Here is a 19,039-nt window from a genome sequence, read left to right as displayed (position 1 = left end):
GGTCGTTCGGGTCTCGGGGTACCGCGCATCATGCCAGCAACATGCCGCGCAAGGTAAAGAACACCAGCGCCGCCATCACCGCTGATGCGGGCAGTGTTATGACCCAGGCGGCGACGATTTTCATGATCTGCGAGCGTTTCACCAGCTCCTGACGGTAAACCTTCTTGAGGTGCTTGCGCTCCATCTTGGAGAAATGCGCAGGGTCAAGCTGTTGGCGTGCCTGCTCTTTGAGCTCGGCCAGCAGCTGGCCTTTTTGCTGAATGGTGGCCGTATTGAACCGAGCCATAAAGACATCAATGGCCGCCTGATCGTCTTCGGGATGGTGTGTCTTGATTTCATCGATGATGCGGGCGTGATTGGCTTTGAGGTACTCGCGCAGAAATCCGACGCCGAATACGCCGCCCACGGCGATGTGCGTGGAGCTGACCGGCAAGCCAAGCTGACTGGCAACAATCACGGTAATCGTTGCGGCCAGCGCAATGCAGAAGGCCCGCATCTGGTCGAGTTCGGTGATTTCGCTGCCGACAGTGCGGATCACCTTCGGGCCGTACAGCGCCAGCCCGATGGCAATTCCTAGCGCGCCGATCATCATGACCCACAGGGGAATCTCCGCCTTGCCATGTACCTCGCCGGCGCTGGTCAGCGCGTCATTGATTGCGGCCAATGGCCCGATTGCATTCGCCACATCGTTGGCTCCATGCGCAAAACTCAGCAATGCCGCAGCGAAAATCAGCGGCACGGTAAAGAGCGTGTTCACGCTTTGCTTGGTGTTGCTGATGCGTGCCTGCCGAGCTTTGAGTAGCGGGCGCAGCAACAGCATGACCAGTACACCAACCAGCAAACCGTAAAGCATTGCGGGCAGGAAACCAACCTGCCAGACCTTGCTGAGCCCCTTCAGGATCAGGTAGGTGGTGAACGTCCAGGCCATGACACCAACCAGCAGCGGTACCATCGCAGTAGCGGCATGCACCATATCCTGCCGGTAAGTGATGGTGCGCTTGATCAGATACAGAAACAGCGCCGCAAACACCCCGCCCAAGAGGGGCGAGATCAGCCAGCTGGCGGCAATCGTACCGACCTGGGCCCAGTCGGCAATGCCGAAACCGCCGGCGGCAACGCCGGCCCCAAGTACAGCGCCAACTATCGAATGCGTGGTCGATACAGGTGCCCCGACCGCGGTCGCAACATTCAGCCACAGAGCCCCGGCCAGCAGCGCTGCCATCATGATCCAGATGAAGGTGTCGAGGTCAGGAATCAGCGCCGGATTGATGATGCCGCTGCGGATGGTACTGACCACTTCGCCGCCAGCAATCAGCGCCCCGGCTGCCTCGAAGATACCGGCGATGATCAGCGCCCCCCCCATGGTCAGGGCTCCCGATCCGACCGCAGGGCCGACATTATTGGCCACGTCATTGGCACCGATATTCATCGCCATATAGGCGCCAATCACCGCGGCTACAATCAGCATGATATTCGGCGGAGCGCCGCGCAGCGCGGTATAGAAGATGATGCCGACGATGAACAGCAGAGCAATGCCCAGGCGGATCAGCTCGGCATGGCCGGATTGCGCCGCACTGTGCAGCTTGTCGATTTGCAGATGGTTCATGGAGAGGAAGGACTGTCGATCACCCGAGGGGTGACCCGCTGCCAGTCCTGAAGTTTCGCCATTGCGCGTGGTATTACTGCCAGTGGAGACTGGCACGCAAACTGCCCACCCGCAATAACCAGGCATTCTGCACATAAGCCACTGATTGCTATATACTTCCGCGCCTTGTTGCCCCAACCGGAAGTCCCATGTCGCTGTTGCCCCACCAGATCGAACTGCTCGCCCCCGCCAAGAACATCGAAATCGCCCGCGAGGCCATTCTGCACGGCGCGGATGCGGTGTACATCGGCGGCCCGAGCTTCGGTGCGCGCCACAATGCGGTGAACACGGTCAGCGAGATTGCGGAACTGGTGAAGTTCGCGCGCCGTTACCATGCGCGCATCTTCGCGACGCTCAACACCATTCTGCACGACAGCGAGCTGGATGCAGCACGCGAGCTGGTGTGGCAATACTACGACGCCGGCGTCGACGCGCTGATCATCCAGGACATGGGCTTGCTGGAGCTCGACCTGCCGCCGATCGAGCTGCACGCCAGCACGCAGTGCGATATCCGTGGCAAGGACAAAGCGGTGTTTCTCGCCGACTCAGGCTTTTCGCAGATCGTGCTGGCGCGCGAGCTGACCATCCCGCAGATCCGCGAGATTTCTGATGCCTGTGCGGATCGTGCGACCATCGAATACTTCATCCATGGCGCGCTGTGCGTGGCGTTTTCCGGCCAGTGCTACATCAGCCACGCCGACAACGGCCGCAGCGCCAACCGTGGCGACTGTTCGCAGGCCTGCCGGCTGCCCTACACCCTCACCGATCAAAACGGCGGCGTGGTGGCATTCGACAAGCACCTCTTGTCGATGAAGGACAACGACCAGAGCGCCAACCTGGAAGCACTGCTCGATGCCGGCGTGCGTTCGCTGAAGATCGAGGGCCGCTACAAGGACATGGGCTACGTGAAGAACATCACGGCGCACTACCGCCTGCTGCTCGACGAAATCCTCAACCGCCGCCCGGAACTGGCGCGAGCCTCCAGCGGGCGCACCGACATCCTGTTTACCCCGGACGTCGACAAGAACTTCCACCGCGGCCACACCGATTATTTCGCCACCGGCCGCAAGATCGACATCGGTGCCTTCGATTCACCGAAGTTTGTCGGCACCGAACTGGGTACCGTCACGCGTGTGACGCCGAAGTATTTCGAGCTGGAAGCGCTGGAGCCCTTGGCCAATGGCGACGGCTTGAATTACATGAAAAAGCGCGAAGTGGTGGGTATGCAGGCCAACACGGTTGAAATCATCAATCGCGAGCAAAACACCTGGCGGGTATTCCCCAACGAAGCGATAAGCGAACTCGAAGGCCTGAAACCCGGCCTGACCATCCACCGTAACCGCGACCACGCCTGGGAGCAGGCGCTCACCAAGAAGTCGTCCGAGCGCAAGATCGATGTCTGGCTCACGCTGGCCGATTCGCACCATGCTCTGACGCTGACCGCCACCGACGAGGACGGCTTTAGCGCATCCAGCACGCTGGAGCTGGCGCTGGAGCCTGCCCAGAATGTCGAGAAAGCGCTGGCCGGCCTGCGAGACAACGTTGCCAAGCTCGGCAACACGATCTTCAATGCCGTCGATGTGCAGCTGTCGCTCAGCCAGCCGTGGTTCGTGCCGGCCAGCCAGATCAACGCACTACGCCGCGAGGTGATCGAACAGCTCGAAGCCACGCGCATTGCCGGCTGGCAGCGCCCGACCCGCAAAGCAGCGGTCGAGCCGCCGGTACCCTACCCTGAAACCTCGCTGTCGTATCTGGCCAACGTCTACAACCACAAGGCGCGCGAGTTCTACCACAAGCACGGTGTGGCGCTGATCGACGCCGCTTACGAAGCGCACGAGGAAGCCGGCGAAGTCAGCCTGATGATCACCAAGCATTGCCTGCGTTTCTCGTACAACCTGTGTCCCAAGCAGGGCAAGGGCATCATCGGCGTAAAGGGCCAGATCAGAGCCGAGCCGATGACGCTGAAAACCGGCAACGAAACCTACACCCTGAAATTCGACTGCAAACCGTGCGAGATGCACGTGATGGGCAAGATGAAGCCGCACATCTTCAAATCGGCACCACCCAGCATCATCCCGGCCACACCGCAGCCCATCACTTTCTTCCGGGAAAAACCGGCCAGTCTCAAATAGGCGGCAGCAAACCGCCATATATCGGACTGCCGCAACCATTGCGGCAGTTTTTTCTGTAAGCCGGCAATTGTTCTGCCATCCATGAAGTACACCTGTTTCTGGTGATGGTCATGTCAGCAAAAGCCCCGCTCCCGATGTGGGTCGCCGTTCCGCCCAGCTTGCTGGCCCTGAACGAAGCGGCACCACTACAGATCCGCGACCCTTACGGCGCAGTGCTGGTTGAGGCAGGGGAGCATATCGCCAGCGTTGCCCTGCTGCAGAAAATCCAGAGCATCGGCCTGTGCCAGATCGAAGACCTCGGCCGGCTGGCCTTGACCGAAACAGTTGCGGTCAGTCCGGTGCGCAACCGGGTAACACTGGCAGAATTCCCGCTGCCAAGCGGCACACTCGCGTTTGTCCATCCGCAAGACGATGAGGACAGCCAACCCGCGCAAGTGCTCGGCTGCATTCAGGGCGAGGAATTGCTGTTGCGCCCTACTCCCGGCACCATCCTCGAATCGATGCGGCTGAAACTCGCCAAAGCAAGCGATGTGGAAGTGCGCATTGCGGTCGGACAGGATGTCCTGCGTTTCAGCTGCTCAGTACGCATGCAGCACCAGCTACCCTACTGGTTCATGCATCTGGGCTGGCCAGCAGACGTATCCTTGCAGCAGGATAGACTCTGCCCCCGCCTGCCGGTACACCAGCCGGTTCTGATTGATCGCAGCAATGATGTACGCCGCAGCGCCCTGTTACTGAATTTGTCCGAGCAAGGGGCGCTGGTGCAGTACCACACCAAACTGGGCAAACCAGGTGACGAACTGCGACTGCATTTCGTATTGCCAACGGATCAGGGGCACGCGTCCTTTACGCTCGATGGCGTGATCCGCAACCGGCATGCCGGCCTTCATGCCGAAGACGAGGTGCTGCACGGCATCGAATTCCTGCACATCACTGCGAACGAAATGCAGTCAATCCGCCGGCATGTGCAACGCATGCTGGTAACCTGAGCGGATCAGGGCACAACCGAGACAAACAGGAATACGGCAAACAACAGCAGATGAACCATGCCCTGCAGCAGGGTGGTTCGTCCGGTGGCCAGCGTCAGGGTACTGACAAAGAGAGTGAGCACCAGCAGAATGCTGTCGCGCACCGGCAAGCCGACAATCAGCGGCGCCCCCAGGTACACATGCACCGCAGCCAATACCGGGATGGTCAGACCGATGGTTGCCAGCACCGAACCCAAAGCCAGATTCAGACTGGTCTGCAACCGGTCCGCTCGGGCAGCCCGCGCCGCCGCCAGCCCTTCGGGCAGGAGCACCAGCGCAGCAATCACGATACCAACCACCGCAGCCGGAGCGCCGACAGCCGCGACAGCCCCCTCAATGGCGGGTGAAAGCAATTTGGCCAGGCCGACAACCGCAACCAACGCCACAAGCAGCAGTACCAGGCTAGCCAGAGCAGTCCGGTTATCCGGCGGGAGGGCATGCTCTTCCTCGTCATGGCTACCTGGGACCAGAAAATAATCGCGATGGCGGATAGTCTGCACAAACACGAAAGCCACATAGAACAGCAGCCCGACTACGCCGAGAAAGGCCAGCTGGCTGCCCCCGATCGCCGGGCCGGGCTGGCTGAGCAGATAATTCGGCAGGATCAGTGCCACCACCGCCAGCGGGATCAGCACCCCGAGCGCAGCATTGGCACCATGCAGCTGAAATCCCTGTATGCGGTGGCGCAAACCTCCTAACAGCAAGCACAGTCCGACAATCCCGTTGCACACGATCATGATCGCGGAAAATACCGTGTCTCGGGCCAGTGTGGCTTTCTCGGCGCCTCCCCCCATCATCATCGAAATGATCAATGCCACTTCGATGATTGTCACAGCCAGCGCCAATACCAGCGTACCTAGCGGCTCGCCAACCCTGTGCGCGACAACCTCGGCATGATGAACCGCGGCGAAGACGGTGCCGGCCAGGGCCAGCGACAGTAGCAAGATGGTCAGGCCGTGTGCCGGCATCTGGCCAGCCAGTAGCAGCAGAGCACTGCCAAGCAAAGGCAGTGTGGTAGTCCAGTGAGGCATTCTTGCCAGCATCGCGTTCTCCTTCTTGTTATCTTGACGCATCCTAACAGAGAGCCCTGGCACCATCTGGCCTGCTGCGACCTTTTTACGTGTGACTTATGCACGCAGCATCCCCCTTGGCTGTTACCGAGTGGCACACCACACTGACAAAATTCTGACTATGATTCAGCGATCAACTGGATCCATTCAGAGGCCGTACCCATGACGGCCTAACCGCTCAGCCTTGAAGGAGTCGTCATGCTGCAACTGGTCATTGGCAACAAGAACTACTCGTCGTGGTCACTGCGCCCCTGGGTGCTGCTGCGAACACTGGATATCCCGTTCACTGAAATCCGCCTTTCATTCAATGACCCCGATTTCAAACTGCAGGCACATCAATACAGTCCAACTGCCAAGGTGCCGGTACTGGTCGATCACGACTTCGCCGTCTGGGATTCGCTCGCAATTGCCGAATATCTGGCCGAACATTTCCCGGATGCCGGCATCTGGCCAGCGGATCCTCAAGCTCGCGCAATGGCCCGTTGCCTGGCTGCGGAAATGCACAGCAGCTTCAGTGCCTTGCGTCAGGCGATGCCGATGAATGTCGAAGCCAGCCTGCCCGGCATCGGGATGAATGATGCCGTTGCGAAAGACCTGGCACGCCTGGTAGAAGCATGGCGAGACTGCCGCAGCCGCTTCGGGTCAGATGGCCCTTTCCTGTGCGGGCATTTCAGTGCCGTCGATGCTTTCTTTGCACCGGTCGCATTCCGCTTGCGAACCCATGCCGTTACCCTGCCCGACGATGCCGCGGCCTATGTTGACGCGCTCCTGGCTCTGCCGGCGATGCAGGAATGGCACAATGAAGCCTGCGCTGAACAGGATTTCGTCTCCTGTGACGAACCCTATCGCAGCGCTGACGAAGCCGCTGCAGCGTGGGCATAATCAGATACCCACCCCCCCCTTAAATACCCAGGCCATTCCAATGAATGGCAACAGCTAGATACCCATGCCAGAGCAACGCACAAACGGCAGTCCGCCAACATGGCGGCTGCCGTTGATTTTTGCCATAAGCCTGATTCTGCATGCGCTCATGCTCGGCGTGTTTGCGTACCGGCCCAATACTCCTGCCCCCCGCGCGAGTGCCCCAGAGCCCCTGCAAGTCGGATTGCTGCCTGCGCCCCCTAAGGCAGAGGCCAAGCTGAGACCACAGGTTCCCATAGCTCAGCGCCTGCGCCCCCCCGGGACCAGTCTACCTGCGGCACCCAGCCCAAAGCAGCCAAGCGAGGCTCAATCAGAGCCGAGCATCCTGCAGATAGGCAAAGAACGGGTCCGACTTGCCGACAATCCGCCAGCAACCAGCAAAGACAGCACAATTCCAGCCTCCCCCGGCGCGAACTTGCCTGCGAACCACACCGAACAGTTCACTCCGGCCAGCGCCGGAGCCGCCTATCTGCAAAATCCCCCTCCCGACTACCCGCCCGAAGCGCGACGCAATGGCGAAGAAGGGAGTGTGGTACTGCGGGTTGAAGTCAACGCGCAGGGGCGCCCAGAGAATGTCGGCTTCAGGCAACGCAGCGGCTATCGCCGACTGGATGAAGCAGCCCGACAAGCCGTACTGCGCTGGCGCTTTATTCCTGCACAGCGTAACGGGCAGCCAGTAGCAGATACGGCAGACGTCACACTCACCTTTCGCTTGACCACCGGCGCGGCACAATGAAGCAGTCATACCTGTCTGATACACTGCCTGCTCGAATCAACTGGAGCACACATGAATCCGCTGTATTTCTTGCTGGCATTGGCCATTGGCCTGGTAGTCCCGCTGCAAGCCGCCATCAACAACCAGCTCAAGGGACTGATCGGTGGCAGTACGGTACTGGCGGCGCTGGTATCGTTTCTGGTCGGCTCGCTAACGCTTGTGCTGGTCGCCCTGCTCAGCGGACAGAAATGGAACGGGCTGGTTCGTGTTGTCCATGCCGAATGGTGGATGCTGCTGGGTGGCGTGCTGGGAGCTTTGTTCGTTTTCGGCACGACCTTGCTGGCCCCGCGTATCGGCGTAGCGGCCATGCTCTCGCTGATCATTGCCGGTCAGGTCGCCGCATCGCTGCTGTTTGACCGCTTTGGCTGGCTGGCAATGCCACTACGCGACATCAATGCCTGGCGGATTGCCGGTGCGCTCTTGGTCGCAGCCGGCGTGGTACTGGTCAATTTTGGCGACCGGATTGGCCGCTGATCAGCTCAGGCACACTCCAGACAATCCCGTCCGGCATGTTTGGCCCGATAGAGAGCTTCATCCACTCGCTTGAGAATGGCTGTAGTACTCTCTCCCTGGCGGTATTCGGTCACTCCAAAACTCAGGGTCAGCGGGCATACACGACCATCATGCACGAAAGGCTCATCCTGCAGGCGCTGCCGGATGCGCTGGATACCCTGCTGTGCGGCCTCGAGATCTCCGCCGGGGAAAAGCAGAAGGAATTCCTCCCCACCCCAGCGTCCGCATAAATCATACTCCCGCAACGGCGCCGCGAGCTGTCGGGCAACATGGCAAAGCGCCGCGTCACCGATATCATGCCCATAGCTATCGTTGATCTGTTTGAACAGATCGACATCCGCCATGGCCAGTGCAAACTGCCCGTGACCGCGTGCGGCCTTGCCCAGCTCCTCTCCCAGGCGGTCGTAGAGGTAGCGGCGGTTGAACAACCCGGTCAACAGATCATGGGACGCGGTACGCTGCAATTCCTCATTCAGCTCACGGAGCATTTGCTGGTACTGGTCACTGATGCGGATTATTTTTTCCAGCTGGCGCAATTGGCGCTCATAACGCTGTACAAAACTCAGACCGCGCTCCCGCTCGGCCAGCTGATAACGGTCGGCGATCCGTGTCAGTCGCGCCATCATGGCGCCCCGCTCATCGTAGCGCGCGTTCAGTGCCTGCAGGGCATGCTGCAGGGGGTGTCCCTGCCACTGCGGATCCTGCAGCAGTGCGGCAACTTCACGCTCGAACTCGTCCCGGTCTTCACTCACGCACGTTCTTCCGCAATGATGTCGAAAGGAAAGGTGCAATCCTCGCGGAATTCCTCGGCCAGATCGGCTACGCGCTCATTGCGGGCATCATAGAACCACTGCAGCCGCACGGACTTGCCGGCCTGATGCGCAACTTCCAGCTGATCAAACAGATCCATCATGATGCGGATCGAGCTGGTATTCAGATACAGCAGACTGAGTTCGAGACGCAGCGGCTGCCCCGCTTGAGCCAGATAGGCGCTTACCCAGTCCAGCAGCGGCTGGAAGAGTTCAAATGCATTTTCGGGGTAGGAGTCACCCGCGAGGATAACCCGCCCCTCGTTCCAGTCAGTGGCAATGGCAGGCGACGAGGTTGTCGCGATGATATTCAGGTCTTGCATGGAGATTCCTTCCCGCTGCAGGTCGGCTGCAGCGGTACTTGTCTGCGGCCTGCTGGCCGGCTGATTGTAGGCAAAAAAGGTCATCAGATCACGACTTCCAGACTGAAAAAGGCCATTGCGTCCGGCAAGACCTGCAGACTGGCCGCCAGCGGTTCGCTGGAGCGACGTGCCATATCGATCAGGCCGAGTCCGGCCCCGGTTGTCGCGGCCGGATCACGCGGCTGGCGCATCTGCTCCTTATAGGCGGCTTTCAGCGCCGCCTTGTCCATGGAAGCCAGCTCGCGCACCCGCTGCAGCAGCCGCTCACCATCCGCCGGTAGCAGCTTGTTGCCGGCACTCACCAGATAATGGCCATCCTCTCGCTGCGAAATCACCACGGTCGCCCGGGTAAGCTCGTCCGGCAAACCATTCTCGCGGACGTAATGGCGAATATTCTGGGTCATTTCGATATAGACCGAAAAGACATCCATCACCGCAGAGGGCGAAGCCGCGACATTCTCCAGATGATGGCGCAGGGCCAGTCCGATTTCCTCGATCAGGCTGGCCGAGAATGGCCCGTTGAAACACATCAGAATCCGGCGCTGCTCGAAGATCTCGCGCAGACCGAGCACATCGATCGTGGTTGTCATTTCTACTCCTGTTGTACCGTGTCAGGCTGGGAGAGCACGACCCCGACCACGGCCATGTCATCGCGCAATTCATGGCGCCCGCGCCATGCCTGCATCGCCTGCTCCAGCTGCTGCTCACGCCCAGCGGCATCCTGAAGCCCGCTCAGCACGACCAGCCAATCTGCAAATCGCCGCTCTCCCAAGCCGAATCCTTCTTCACCGCCTGCCTGATCAAACAGGCCATCGGTCGCAAGATAAAGTGCGCTCACTCCGGCCAAGGGGCGAATCTCATTGTGCCATTCCCCCTGGCGCCGCTCGGCGATCGCACGCCGCCCCCCCGGCAACCGTTCGATGCCATTCTCTGTGTGCACAAACAGAGGGAGCTTGGCTCCGGCAAAGCAAAGCAACTGCTCGCGTTCATTCACATAGCAGAAGGCGGCATCCATATTGGTGGCAAGTAGATGACCGGCGCCTTCGGCGGGCAGCATGCTGCGCACGCGGGTATCGATCAGGGAAATCAGACGTGCCGGATCGGCAAGACCGGCCTGATCCAGGGCCAGATCTGCCGCAACATGCGCCAACATGGTCATGAAAGCCCCGGGAACACCATGCCCGGCACAGTCAATGACCCCGAGCAGATAGCCAGATTGATCGGCGCGGAAGATAAAGAGGTCACCACCGACGACATCGCGCGGCTGCAGCCACAACAAGGCCTGGTTGCCAAGCCGCAAACGGAACTCGTCTTCCGGCAGCAGTGAGCGCTGGATCAGCCGGGCATAGCGCAGGCTTTCCTGGATATGCTGGTGCGCCACCGCCATGTGCTGATTGGCCTCCGACAGCTCTTGCGTACGTTTGGCAACCTCATCTTCCAACTCGGCCGCATGGCGATCGACGCGCTCGGCCATGGTATCGAACACACGAGCCAGCTGCCCTAGTTCATCCTTGCGGCGTGAAGCAATCCGCACCTGATACTCGCCGCGGCCAAAAGCAGAAGCGACGGCGGTCAGACGCGCCAGCGGTCGCAGCAGACCGCGATCCACACCGAAGACCAGCAACGAAAACAGCAAGGCCAACATGCCGAGCGCGGCAATCAGCCAGGGAAGGATGCGATCCATCGAGATCAGTTGTGCCCGATCCCAATCCAGCGCCGTCACGGCATACCATTGCAATTCGGGCAGATAGCTCAGTGCCAGCAATTGCCGGCGCCCATCCAGTACGGCCTCCAAGGTGACAACGTCTCCGGAGGCGCTGCGGCTGCGCGCCATGGCGGTCTGCAGCGCCTGACGGTCCTGCTCACTGCCCAGATAGCGCGCGAGCGTGTGGTCGATACGCGTACTGCCGGCAACCTGATACTGAATCCGGGCGGGATCGGCGTGCGCCATGAGCGCCCCTTGCCCGTCGATCACCATTGCACTGACCCCGGCCTGGGTATTCTGCACGTAGTCACGCAAAAAGCCGGTCAGATCAAGCCCGGCAGAAATGAGCCCGAGCCGTTGCCCCGCTTCGCCAACCATGACATTCAGCCAGACCTTGGTCGTCTTGAGGTGCTCGTCCTGCGACACATTGAGCTGCACTGGATCAGGACGCTGTATCAGTGAGAAAAACCAGCGATCATTCTGATTATCGGGATGAACGGTGTAGCGGGGTTGCTCACTGAATGGCAGCTTGCCGTCATTGAGGTAATAGTTGCCGCTTGCAGCAACCACGAGCGCGTACAACTGCCCAGCCATCAGCTTGCGATAAGCCTCGGCCTCGCCGATCGCCGCGCTGCGGCGACCCGGGGACTTTTCCTCACGGAAAAAAGCCGCAACAAGCTCTTCGCTCGCCAGCCGCTGAGCCAGCGCGAGCTCACGGTTCAGCGGTGCCAGCAAGCGTTGCTTGTACAACAGGGTATGCTCGCGGGCAAAAGCTTCGCCATAATGCCTGCGGATACTCTCGACCACCTGCATGCCGATCAGCCACGCCAGCGCCACAATCAGTGCAGCGCACAGCGCAAACAAGAGCATCGATTTGGCCCGCAGACCCAGATCAAGCCCGGCCGAGCCGCGGCGGTCAGATTCAGCCACGAGGAACTCCGCAGTCAGTTATTTGGCAGCATTGCATTAGGCCATACCGCAGGTGCATTACGCAAAAAAACAGCAACAACTAAAATACCCACCAATGTATTAGCCGATAAGCACGGATCTAAAATACACATATACCCATACCCCATGCCCACCATGTCTGAAGTACGCATCCATGCCTGGCACGAGGATTTTCTCGTGATCGACAAAGCCGCCGGCCAGCCCTTCCATCACGACGCGGAGCAGCCCGGTCTGGCAGAACTGGTACGTCAGGCCACCGGCATCGCGGCGCTTTATCCCGTGCACCGGCTCGACACCCTGACGTCCGGACTGATTCTGCTGGCACGCAGCAGCGATGCGGCAAGAGCCCTCTCGGACCAGTTTGCTTCACACCGCATCGACAAATTCTATCTAGCACTGAGCAGCAAGAAGCCAGCCAAAAAACAAGGTTGGGTCAAGGGCAGCATGAGCAAGGGACGCAACGGCAACTGGAAGCTGGGCCATGGTGATGAACTACCGGCGGCAACCCAGTTTTTCAGTGCCGGGCTTGGCAATGGCCTGCGCGCCTTCCTGCTGCGACCGCTCAGCGGCCGCACCCATCAGCTGCGCGTCGCACTGAAAAGCCTGGGCAGTCCGATTCTGGGGGATACACGTTACGGCGGTATGGCAGCCGACCGCGGCTACCTGCACGCCTATGCCCTGCAGTTGAACTGGCAAGGCGAACGGCTGCGCTGGACGCTGCCCCCCGCCACCGGCACGGCTTTTGCGGATACCGCCTTCAAGGACTGGCTCGCCCGCTCGCCAGCGCCGTGGGACTGGCCCTGGCCTGCGGCCAGCAGACCTTCCGCACGTCAGGAAAACGAGTAAGACCGTACCCCCCACATCCTTAACGGCACCAATTAGGAGGCCACAAGCCTGGATTAAGACAGAATGATATTTACCTTGCATGCAATAAAAAACCGGCCCAAGCGCCGGTTTTTTTATGAATATGCGCTCGGCAATCGTTCCCAAATAGCGGTAGCTCGATTAAGATTCGTAGCTGGTCGCAAGCTCACTACATACGCATGTCATTTCTGTTAGCTTCGCACCGAACTGCAAGGTTGCCACCAATGAGCGGCCTGCTATCCAACAAGAGATGGAGTGATTGATGAAGACTCGTATGCGTACTATCGCAGGCGCCTGCCTGCTGGCGCTCGGCACGCTGGCGCCTCTGCCGCTGCTGACTGCAACCGCACATGCCGCCACCGCCTGGGCCGAAGGTGTAACCTATAACGCAGGCACCATCGTTACCTACAACGGTAAGGATTATCAGGCGCTGGTAACCCACACTGCTTACGTCGGCACCAACTGGAATCCGGCTGCGTCCCCGACCTTGTGGAAACTGATCGGCACCAGCACTGCCACACCGACCCCGACCGCCACACCGACCGCTACACCAACACCGGCTCCAACCGCTACGCCGACACCGAAGCCGAGTGCAACCCCGACACCGGCACCGACAGCAACACCTGCACCGACCGCCACCCCGACTGCCACGCCAACAGCGACCCCGACGGCTACACCGACCCCAGCCGGCAGCTGCTATGCCGCCTGGAAATCCGGCACCGCCTATACCGGTGGCCAGCGCGTGACCTATAACGGCCGCAACTGGGAAGCCAACTGGTGGACTACCGATACACCAAGCAATGTCCAGTACGGCCCGTGGAAGGACTTGGGTTCCTGCACAGGTAGCGGCGCCACTCCGACGCCGACTGCCACTCCGACGCCGACTGCTACTCCGACGCCGACTGCCACTCCGACTCCGACGGCAACTCCGACGCCGACTGCCACTCCGACACCGACTGCTACTCCGACACCGACTGCTACTCCGACACCGACTGCTACTCCGACACCGACTGGCACCGTTGCAGCTTACAAACCGCAGGTCACCTACATCGCAGCGCCGTCGGGCTATCCGACGGATGCGCAGTTCACTGCGGCTGAAAGCGCCCTGGCCAGTCAGGCTGGTACCGACACCCAGGCGATTGCCCGCATTCGCGCGGCATTGCGTGTCCTGCCGGATGCCCAGGTTGAAGCTGTTACCGTTGGTGGTGCAAGCAACCCTGACAACGTCAAGCGCGTCGAGCGCGTACTGGGCCAGGCCAAATTCGAGGCCCTGTTCCCGGTTCGCCACATCAACTACACCTATCTGAATTTCCTCAAGGGTGTAGCCAAGTTCCCGGCATATTGCGACAACTACACCGATGGCCGCGATGCCGACGCCATCTGCCGCAAGCTGCTGGCGACCTCCTTCGCGCACTTCACCCAGGAAACCGGTGCCAACTGGCCGGCATTGACTCCGGCCACGGCTCGTACCTACCCGGAACACAACAATGCCGTGCTGGCGACGATGGATCAAAACACCGCCATCCCGTCCTACAAGCAGGCACTGTGGTATCTGCGTGAAAACGGCTACAACGAAGGCTCTGCCGTTGGCAGCTACCAGGATTGCTTCCGTGGTGCCGGCAGCTCGATCTTCTCGATCTTCTATCCCTGCGCACAGAATGCCAGCGGCCAGACCATCGACTACTTCGGCCGTGGCTCCAAGCAACTCTCGTGGAACTACAACTTCGGCGCCTTCAGCAAGTCGATGTATGGTGATGTCAACGTGCTGCTGGACAACCCGGGCCGTGTTGCCGATACCTGGCTGAACTTCGCTTCTGCCATCTGGTTCGCGGTGTACCCGCAATCGCCGAAGCCGCCGATGACCTGGGTCGTTGATGGCACCTGGAAGCCAAATGCGGTCGATGTGGCCAACAATATGTCTCCGGGCTTTGGCGCTACCGTACACATCATCAACGGCGGCATCGAGTGTGGCGGCGGCGGCGCAGAGAAGCCGCAGGTACAGAACCGCATCGCGGCCTACAAGGAATTTGCCCGCGAACTCAATGTACCGGTTCCGGCCGATGAAGCACTGGGTTGTGCCGCGATGAAGGGCTTCCAGCCCGGCTCCGCCGCCGCGACCAAGGCTTATCTGGACAAGAACTGGGGCTACAACGGTAACAACCCGGGCGGTGTATCGTGGGCGTGCCAACTGGTTGATTACCAGATGCCGTTCTCGCTGGCCAATCCAGGCGACTACAAGCAGTGTGTCGACTACATGTTCCGTGGCCAGGTGAAGTACAACGGCCAAGTGGTGATCGACAACACCAAATAAGCATCTCTGCCACATGCACAGGCTCCCTGCGGGGAGCCTGTTTTTTTGCCCTGCATAAGTACACTGGCACGTATCAAGGCAGCCCCCGCGTTAGCCATGACCTTGCAAGCAATACCCATATCAATCATGACAGGCGTGCGGCCACCAGCACTGCAGTCGCCAAACCCACCATCATCATTTTCTTACATAAGAACCTGCTGTTTGTTTTTGCTTCGTAAGCAGCAGTAGAATCAGGTAGTCGGCAAAATCCTTACTACACAAGCCGATGCGCAAGAACGGGCCCACCCGTCTTACAACCCGATGATGGAGTAATGATGAAAAATCGCATGCGACTCTTCGCAGGCGCCGCGCTGCTTGGCGCCGTGGTTACCGCTTATGCGGCCCCGGCCTGGCAGGAGGGTGCCACCTACACGGCCGGAACGGTCGTTTCCTACAATGGCCAGGATTACACCGCTCTGGTCACCCACACGGCTTATGCCGGTACCGGCTGGAATCCAGCAGCATCGCCAACCCTGTGGAAATCCAGCGGCAGCAGCACCCCGACTACGGTAGTGACACCCACAGCAACCCTCACCCCGACAGCAGTCATCACGCCCACCCCGACTCCGATCAGCAAACCGACGCCTTACCAGTGTCCAGTCGTAAGTGCCATTCCGGGCGCAGTGATTACTGGCTACGACCAGAATGGTTGCGCCATCTATTCGATTCCGACCCCGACGGTTCAGCCGACCCCGACTTCGGCACCCACAGCCTCAAACTGGGACAAAGCCGCCACGTATACCGGCGGCCAGCGTGTAAGCTACAACGGCCAGCTCTATGAAGCCAAGTGGTGGACTCAGGGCGATGTTCCCGGTGCCAGCGAGTGGGGGCCCTGGAAGTTGCTTGGTGCCTTGCCTACACCAACACCGACCGTGACACCGACTCCGCCGACACCGACCCCCACCGGTCCGGTCCTGCCCCCGCCGATCCCGAGCTGGACCACGATCTCGGCGCCCGCGGATGGCGGCCTGGTCTTCAGCTGGCAGCTGGGCAGCGGCCCCTACATCAACAAGCAGAACTCCGCGCTGGCCTGGCTGGCCATTGTCGACGGCCGCGACGTCCACAGTGGCACGGCCAGCTGGACCTTCAAGGGCAGCTGCGCCTCGAACGGGCTGTGTGGTGACTCCTACGTCCCGTCCGGCGGCTATCGCTACATCCAGACCACCGGCGGCAGCACCTACAAGGCGGCAATCTGTATTGATCCCAAACCGATTCCCGCCGTGATGCCGGTGCCGCCGCGAGATGCCAGCAACTGCGGCGTGTTCTTCGAACAAACCGTCACCGTTCCGCCGCAGATGGGCATCAGCCCGACACCGACGGCCACTCCGCTGCCATCGCCCACTCCGACCAGTGCCCCCAGCTACACACCTGGCACCATCCCAAGCAAAGCTCAAGCAGACGCACTGGAAGTCGAGCTGACCAAGGATGCGCCGGCCTATGTGAAATTGGTGAAGGAAACCCAGCGCGTGATTGATGACAGCATCGTTGATCAGGTCGCTCCGCTGGCGGCGACCAACCCGGACAACGTCAAGCGAGTCGAACGCATCGTGCCCGCTGCCCGCTTTGACTACCTGTTCGCGATCCGCAACGCCAAATACAGCTACAGCAACTTCCTGAAGGCCGTCGCCAAATTCCCGGCGTTCTGCCAGACCTACAGCGATGGCCGCAATTCGGACGCCATCTGCTCGAAGCTGCTGGCGACGATGTTTGCGCACATGGTGCAGGAAACCGGCGCCAACACCACCTGGCTGGACGGCATCGGCGCGATCGACACGCCGAAGTGGCGCCAGGGCCTGTACTGGGTCGAGGAAGTGGCTTACCAGAACAACCCCAACCTCTCGGGCTACACCGACAGCTGCGGCGACCCGTACTGGGGCAAGATCTGGACCTGCCCGAAGCGGGCTGACGGCCAGTACAACTCCTACCACGGCCGTGGCGCACACCAGCTGACCCACCATTACAACTACGCGCCGTTCTCCAAGGTGCTGTATGGTGATCCGAATGTGCTGCTGCAGGATCCGAAGCGTGTGGCCGACACCTGGCTGAATCTGGCCTCGTCGGTGTTCTTCATGCTGGAAACCCAGCCGCCGAAACCCGCCATGATCCACGTGATCGATGGCAGCTGGGTTCCGAATGCGGTTGACCAGGCCAATGGCCTGACCGCCAGCTTCGGCACCACCATCAACATCATCAATGGTGGCTTCGAGTGCTCGAAGGGCGCGGAAACCAGCCAGGCGCAGAACCGCATCTACGCCTACCAGAACTTCGCGCAGGAACTGGGCGTGCCAGTAGCCGCCAACGAGCAGCTTGGTTGCGCGAGCCAGAAGCAGTTCAGCGAAGGCGGTGCCGCCTCCTTCCCGCTGTACTGGGACAAGGACTGGGGCTGGCAGCGTGACTACATGTGCAAGCCGGTGAACTACCAGACTGGCTTCCGCACGATTTCCAAGGGTGATTACGCCAAGTGCGTGGAATTCATCTGGAATGTGCAGGTGAAGTAATCCGCTCATAACAAGCATGACAAAGGGAGGCATTCGCCTCCCTTTGTTTTTAATTACCCGCCAATGTATAACCCTGAAAGGCTCGTCATAAATAAATGCGTGGCAATACCCAGCTACGCCATGAACCGTGCCACATCGATCTTCCAGCGGGCTGGATCTTCGTGACCGGTGATCTTGTCGGCGCCCCCTTTGCCCATCGGCTTGGCCAGATCGATCTCCAAAGGCGTGATGTAGCTATTGGATTTGGTACTGAAGACCGCTTTGACTACGGGCTGCAACAGGGAGCCCTCATTCTGCTCGGTGACAATCGCCAGCCGGCCGGACTCCAGCTTGACCAGTGAACCAACCGGGTAGATGCCGACACACCGCATGAAGGCCTGCACCAGCTCGGGATTGAAGTGGAATTTGCTCCACTCCCACAGCTTGCGCAGTCCTTCCGGGGCTGGCATGCCCTTGTGGTAGCAGCGGTCCGAGGTGATCGCGTCATACACATCCACAACGGCCGCCATCTGCGCCATCTTGCTGATCGCCGCACCCGGCAGCTTGTGCGGGTAGCCGCTACCATCCATGCGCTCGTGGTGGTGCAGCGTGATATCCAGTGCGATTTCGTCGATGCCCGGGATATCTTTCAGGATTTTCCAACCCTCCTCAGGGTGCGAGCGCATGACGGCAAACTCATCGTCCGTCAGGCGCCCGGGCTTGTTCAGAATCTCGTTGGGAACTTTCATCTTGCCGGTGTCATGCAGCAGACCGCCAACACCGGCGAGCTTGATCAACTCCATCGGGAAACCCAGACTTTTGGCAAAGGTAACCATCAGCGTACATACGCTGACCGAGTGCAGAAAGGTGTATTCGTCCTTGTCCTTGATGCCGGATAAGCCGACCAGCGCGCCGGCATTACGCAGAATCGAGTCAGTGATCGCTTCGACCACCTCCTCCACCGCTTCCATCTGCACCGCCTGTCCGAGGCGCACGTCACGCATCACGTTTTTGACGACGTTGTGCGCCTGTTTGTGGATGCGGCTGGCGCGCTTGACCTCTTCGGCAAATGACACCTGAATGATGGCAGAGGGCTCACTGGCCGCCTGCAGGATTTCCGCTTCGATTCCGGCTTTGACTTCCTCTTGCGTCGGCGCATGATCGCCGACGTCAAGCCCCTGCTCGGTATCGATGTACACCTCCCTCACGCCGGTTGCCAGAATGCGCCCCATATCCTCGTCACTGGTGACCGGAAATTGGTTACGCAAAAAGGGATGATCCATCCAGCCGACATTGAGGTCGTGGATGAACATGCCTGGCTTGAGTTCGGATACTGGGATTTTCTTGATCATGGGTGCAGCCACATTGCAGGGACTCTGGCTGCAGCATAGCCCATTAGCCCACCTTGCGGCCAGTAATGGCCTCGCATTACATACACCA

The 19,039-nt window shown here is 60.1% G+C and carries 15 protein-coding genes; 8 read left to right on the top strand and 7 right to left on the bottom strand.

The window, feature by feature from the left end; translation table 11 throughout:
- Nucleotides 1-28: 28 nt before the first annotated feature.
- Nucleotides 29-1,606, bottom strand: coding sequence for an inorganic phosphate transporter (locus tag INR99_RS14960; protein ID WP_194117177.1), 1,578 nt, complete (start codon nucleotides 1,604-1,606; stop codon nucleotides 29-31).
- Nucleotides 1,607-1,794: 188 nt separating this feature from the next.
- Between INR99_RS14960 and INR99_RS14955 the strand changes: the two genes are divergently transcribed.
- Nucleotides 1,795-3,777 (top strand): peptidase U32 family protein, encoded by a 1,983-nt coding sequence (locus INR99_RS14955; protein ID WP_194117176.1) that lies wholly within the window; start codon nucleotides 1,795-1,797, stop codon nucleotides 3,775-3,777.
- 110 nt (nucleotides 3,778-3,887) lie between these two features.
- Entirely contained in the window at nucleotides 3,888-4,766 is an 879-nt protein-coding gene (locus INR99_RS14950; RefSeq protein ID WP_194117175.1) for a PilZ domain-containing protein, read from the top strand.
- A gap of 5 nt (nucleotides 4,767-4,771) precedes the next feature.
- Here INR99_RS14950 and INR99_RS14945 read toward each other — a convergent pair whose 3' ends face one another.
- Entirely contained in the window at nucleotides 4,772-5,848 is a 1,077-nt protein-coding gene (locus tag INR99_RS14945; protein ID WP_194117174.1) for a calcium:cation antiporter, read from the bottom strand.
- 225 nt (nucleotides 5,849-6,073) lie between these two features.
- On the opposite strand from INR99_RS14945, the gene INR99_RS14940 reads away from it, so the two are divergent.
- The 3 genes from INR99_RS14940 (at nucleotide 6,074) to INR99_RS14930 (ending at nucleotide 8,045) form a co-directional block, all read left to right on the top strand.
- Nucleotides 6,074-6,757, top strand: a complete 684-nt coding sequence (locus INR99_RS14940) for a glutathione S-transferase family protein (RefSeq protein WP_228098351.1) — start codon at nucleotides 6,074-6,076, stop codon at nucleotides 6,755-6,757.
- Nucleotides 6,758-7,211: 454 nt separating this feature from the next.
- Complete coding sequence (locus INR99_RS14935; RefSeq protein ID WP_194117173.1) at nucleotides 7,212-7,532, top strand: energy transducer TonB; 321 nt, start codon at nucleotides 7,212-7,214, stop codon at nucleotides 7,530-7,532.
- Nucleotides 7,533-7,583: 51 nt separating this feature from the next.
- On the top strand, nucleotides 7,584-8,045 hold the full coding sequence (locus INR99_RS14930) for a DMT family transporter (protein ID WP_194117172.1): 462 nt from the start codon (nucleotides 7,584-7,586) through the stop codon (nucleotides 8,043-8,045).
- Nucleotides 8,046-8,050: 5 nt separating this feature from the next.
- Here the strand turns inward: INR99_RS14930 and siaD are convergent, their stop codons facing one another.
- From siaD to siaA, 4 genes are all read right to left on the bottom strand, one after another.
- Nucleotides 8,051-8,836: a biofilm regulation diguanylate cyclase SiaD gene (gene siaD / locus INR99_RS14925; RefSeq protein ID WP_308431503.1), complete on the bottom strand. Its 786-nt coding sequence runs from the start codon at nucleotides 8,834-8,836 to the stop codon at nucleotides 8,051-8,053.
- The gene (siaC, locus tag INR99_RS14920) at nucleotides 8,833-9,216 is read right to left on the bottom strand and encodes a biofilm regulation phosphoprotein SiaC (protein WP_194117171.1); all 384 of its coding nucleotides are present in this window, start codon (nucleotides 9,214-9,216) and stop codon (nucleotides 8,833-8,835) included. Before siaC ends, siaD begins: the two co-directional genes overlap by 4 nt.
- 83 nt (nucleotides 9,217-9,299) lie before the next feature.
- Nucleotides 9,300-9,845 carry a biofilm regulation protein kinase SiaB gene (gene siaB, locus INR99_RS14915; RefSeq protein ID WP_194117170.1) on the bottom strand — a complete coding sequence of 182 codons (546 nt, stop codon included), beginning with the start codon at nucleotides 9,843-9,845 and terminating at the stop codon, nucleotides 9,300-9,302.
- 2 nt (nucleotides 9,846-9,847) lie between these two features.
- Nucleotides 9,848-11,890 (bottom strand): biofilm regulation protein phosphatase SiaA, encoded by a 2,043-nt coding sequence (gene siaA, locus INR99_RS14910; protein WP_194117169.1) that lies wholly within the window; start codon nucleotides 11,888-11,890, stop codon nucleotides 9,848-9,850.
- A 153-nt stretch (nucleotides 11,891-12,043) separates the two neighbouring features.
- On the opposite strand from siaA, the gene INR99_RS14905 reads away from it, so the two are divergent.
- The 3 genes from INR99_RS14905 (at nucleotide 12,044) to INR99_RS14895 (ending at nucleotide 17,620) form a co-directional block, all read left to right on the top strand.
- Entirely contained in the window at nucleotides 12,044-12,754 is a 711-nt protein-coding gene (locus INR99_RS14905) for a TIGR01621 family pseudouridine synthase (protein WP_194117168.1), read from the top strand.
- A gap of 280 nt (nucleotides 12,755-13,034) precedes the next feature.
- Nucleotides 13,035-15,083, top strand: coding sequence for a glycoside hydrolase family 19 protein (locus INR99_RS14900; RefSeq protein ID WP_228098350.1), 2,049 nt, complete (start codon nucleotides 13,035-13,037; stop codon nucleotides 15,081-15,083).
- Nucleotides 15,084-15,397: 314 nt separating this feature from the next.
- Nucleotides 15,398-17,620, top strand: a complete 2,223-nt coding sequence (locus INR99_RS14895; RefSeq protein ID WP_194117167.1) for a carbohydrate-binding protein — start codon at nucleotides 15,398-15,400, stop codon at nucleotides 17,618-17,620.
- A 113-nt stretch (nucleotides 17,621-17,733) separates the two neighbouring features.
- On the opposite strand, the gene INR99_RS14890 is transcribed toward INR99_RS14895, so the two are convergent.
- Nucleotides 17,734-18,951, bottom strand: coding sequence for a cyclic di-GMP phosphodiesterase (locus tag INR99_RS14890; RefSeq protein ID WP_194117166.1), 1,218 nt, complete (start codon nucleotides 18,949-18,951; stop codon nucleotides 17,734-17,736).
- Between the last annotated feature and the right edge of the window lie 88 nt (nucleotides 18,952-19,039).

It is taken from the genome of Chitinilyticum piscinae, from assembly GCF_015223195.1.
Lineage (GTDB): Bacteria > Pseudomonadota > Gammaproteobacteria > Burkholderiales > Chitinibacteraceae > Chitinilyticum > Chitinilyticum piscinae.
The sequence above is the reverse complement of the archived record's forward strand: the minus strand, read 5'-3'. Positions and strand labels throughout refer to the sequence as shown.

What these genes read in the sequence shown, in the direction of transcription:
- INR99_RS14955 (WP_194117176.1), top strand. Translation starts at nt 1,795, where the DNA reads ATGTCGCTGTTGCCCCACCAGATCGAACTGCTCGCCCCCGCCAAGAAC.
- INR99_RS14905 (WP_194117168.1), top strand. Translation starts at nt 12,044, where the DNA reads ATGTCTGAAGTACGCATCCATGCCTGGCACGAGGATTTTCTCGTGATC.
- INR99_RS14930 (WP_194117172.1), top strand. Translation starts at nt 7,584, where the DNA reads ATGAATCCGCTGTATTTCTTGCTGGCATTGGCCATTGGCCTGGTAGTC.
- INR99_RS14945 (WP_194117174.1), bottom strand. Translation starts at nt 5,848, where the DNA reads ATGCTGGCAAGAATGCCTCACTGGACTACCACACTGCCTTTGCTTGGC.
- INR99_RS14950 (WP_194117175.1), top strand. Translation starts at nt 3,888, where the DNA reads ATGTCAGCAAAAGCCCCGCTCCCGATGTGGGTCGCCGTTCCGCCCAGC.
- INR99_RS14900 (WP_228098350.1), top strand. Translation starts at nt 13,035, where the DNA reads ATGAAGACTCGTATGCGTACTATCGCAGGCGCCTGCCTGCTGGCGCTC.
- INR99_RS14895 (WP_194117167.1), top strand. Translation starts at nt 15,398, where the DNA reads ATGAAAAATCGCATGCGACTCTTCGCAGGCGCCGCGCTGCTTGGCGCC.
- siaC (WP_194117171.1), bottom strand. Translation starts at nt 9,216, where the DNA reads ATGCAAGACCTGAATATCATCGCGACAACCTCGTCGCCTGCCATTGCC.
- INR99_RS14890 (WP_194117166.1), bottom strand. Translation starts at nt 18,951, where the DNA reads ATGATCAAGAAAATCCCAGTATCCGAACTCAAGCCAGGCATGTTCATC.
- siaB (WP_194117170.1), bottom strand. Translation starts at nt 9,845, where the DNA reads ATGACAACCACGATCGATGTGCTCGGTCTGCGCGAGATCTTCGAGCAG.
- INR99_RS14940 (WP_228098351.1), top strand. Translation starts at nt 6,074, where the DNA reads ATGCTGCAACTGGTCATTGGCAACAAGAACTACTCGTCGTGGTCACTG.
- INR99_RS14960 (WP_194117177.1), bottom strand. Translation starts at nt 1,606, where the DNA reads ATGAACCATCTGCAAATCGACAAGCTGCACAGTGCGGCGCAATCCGGC.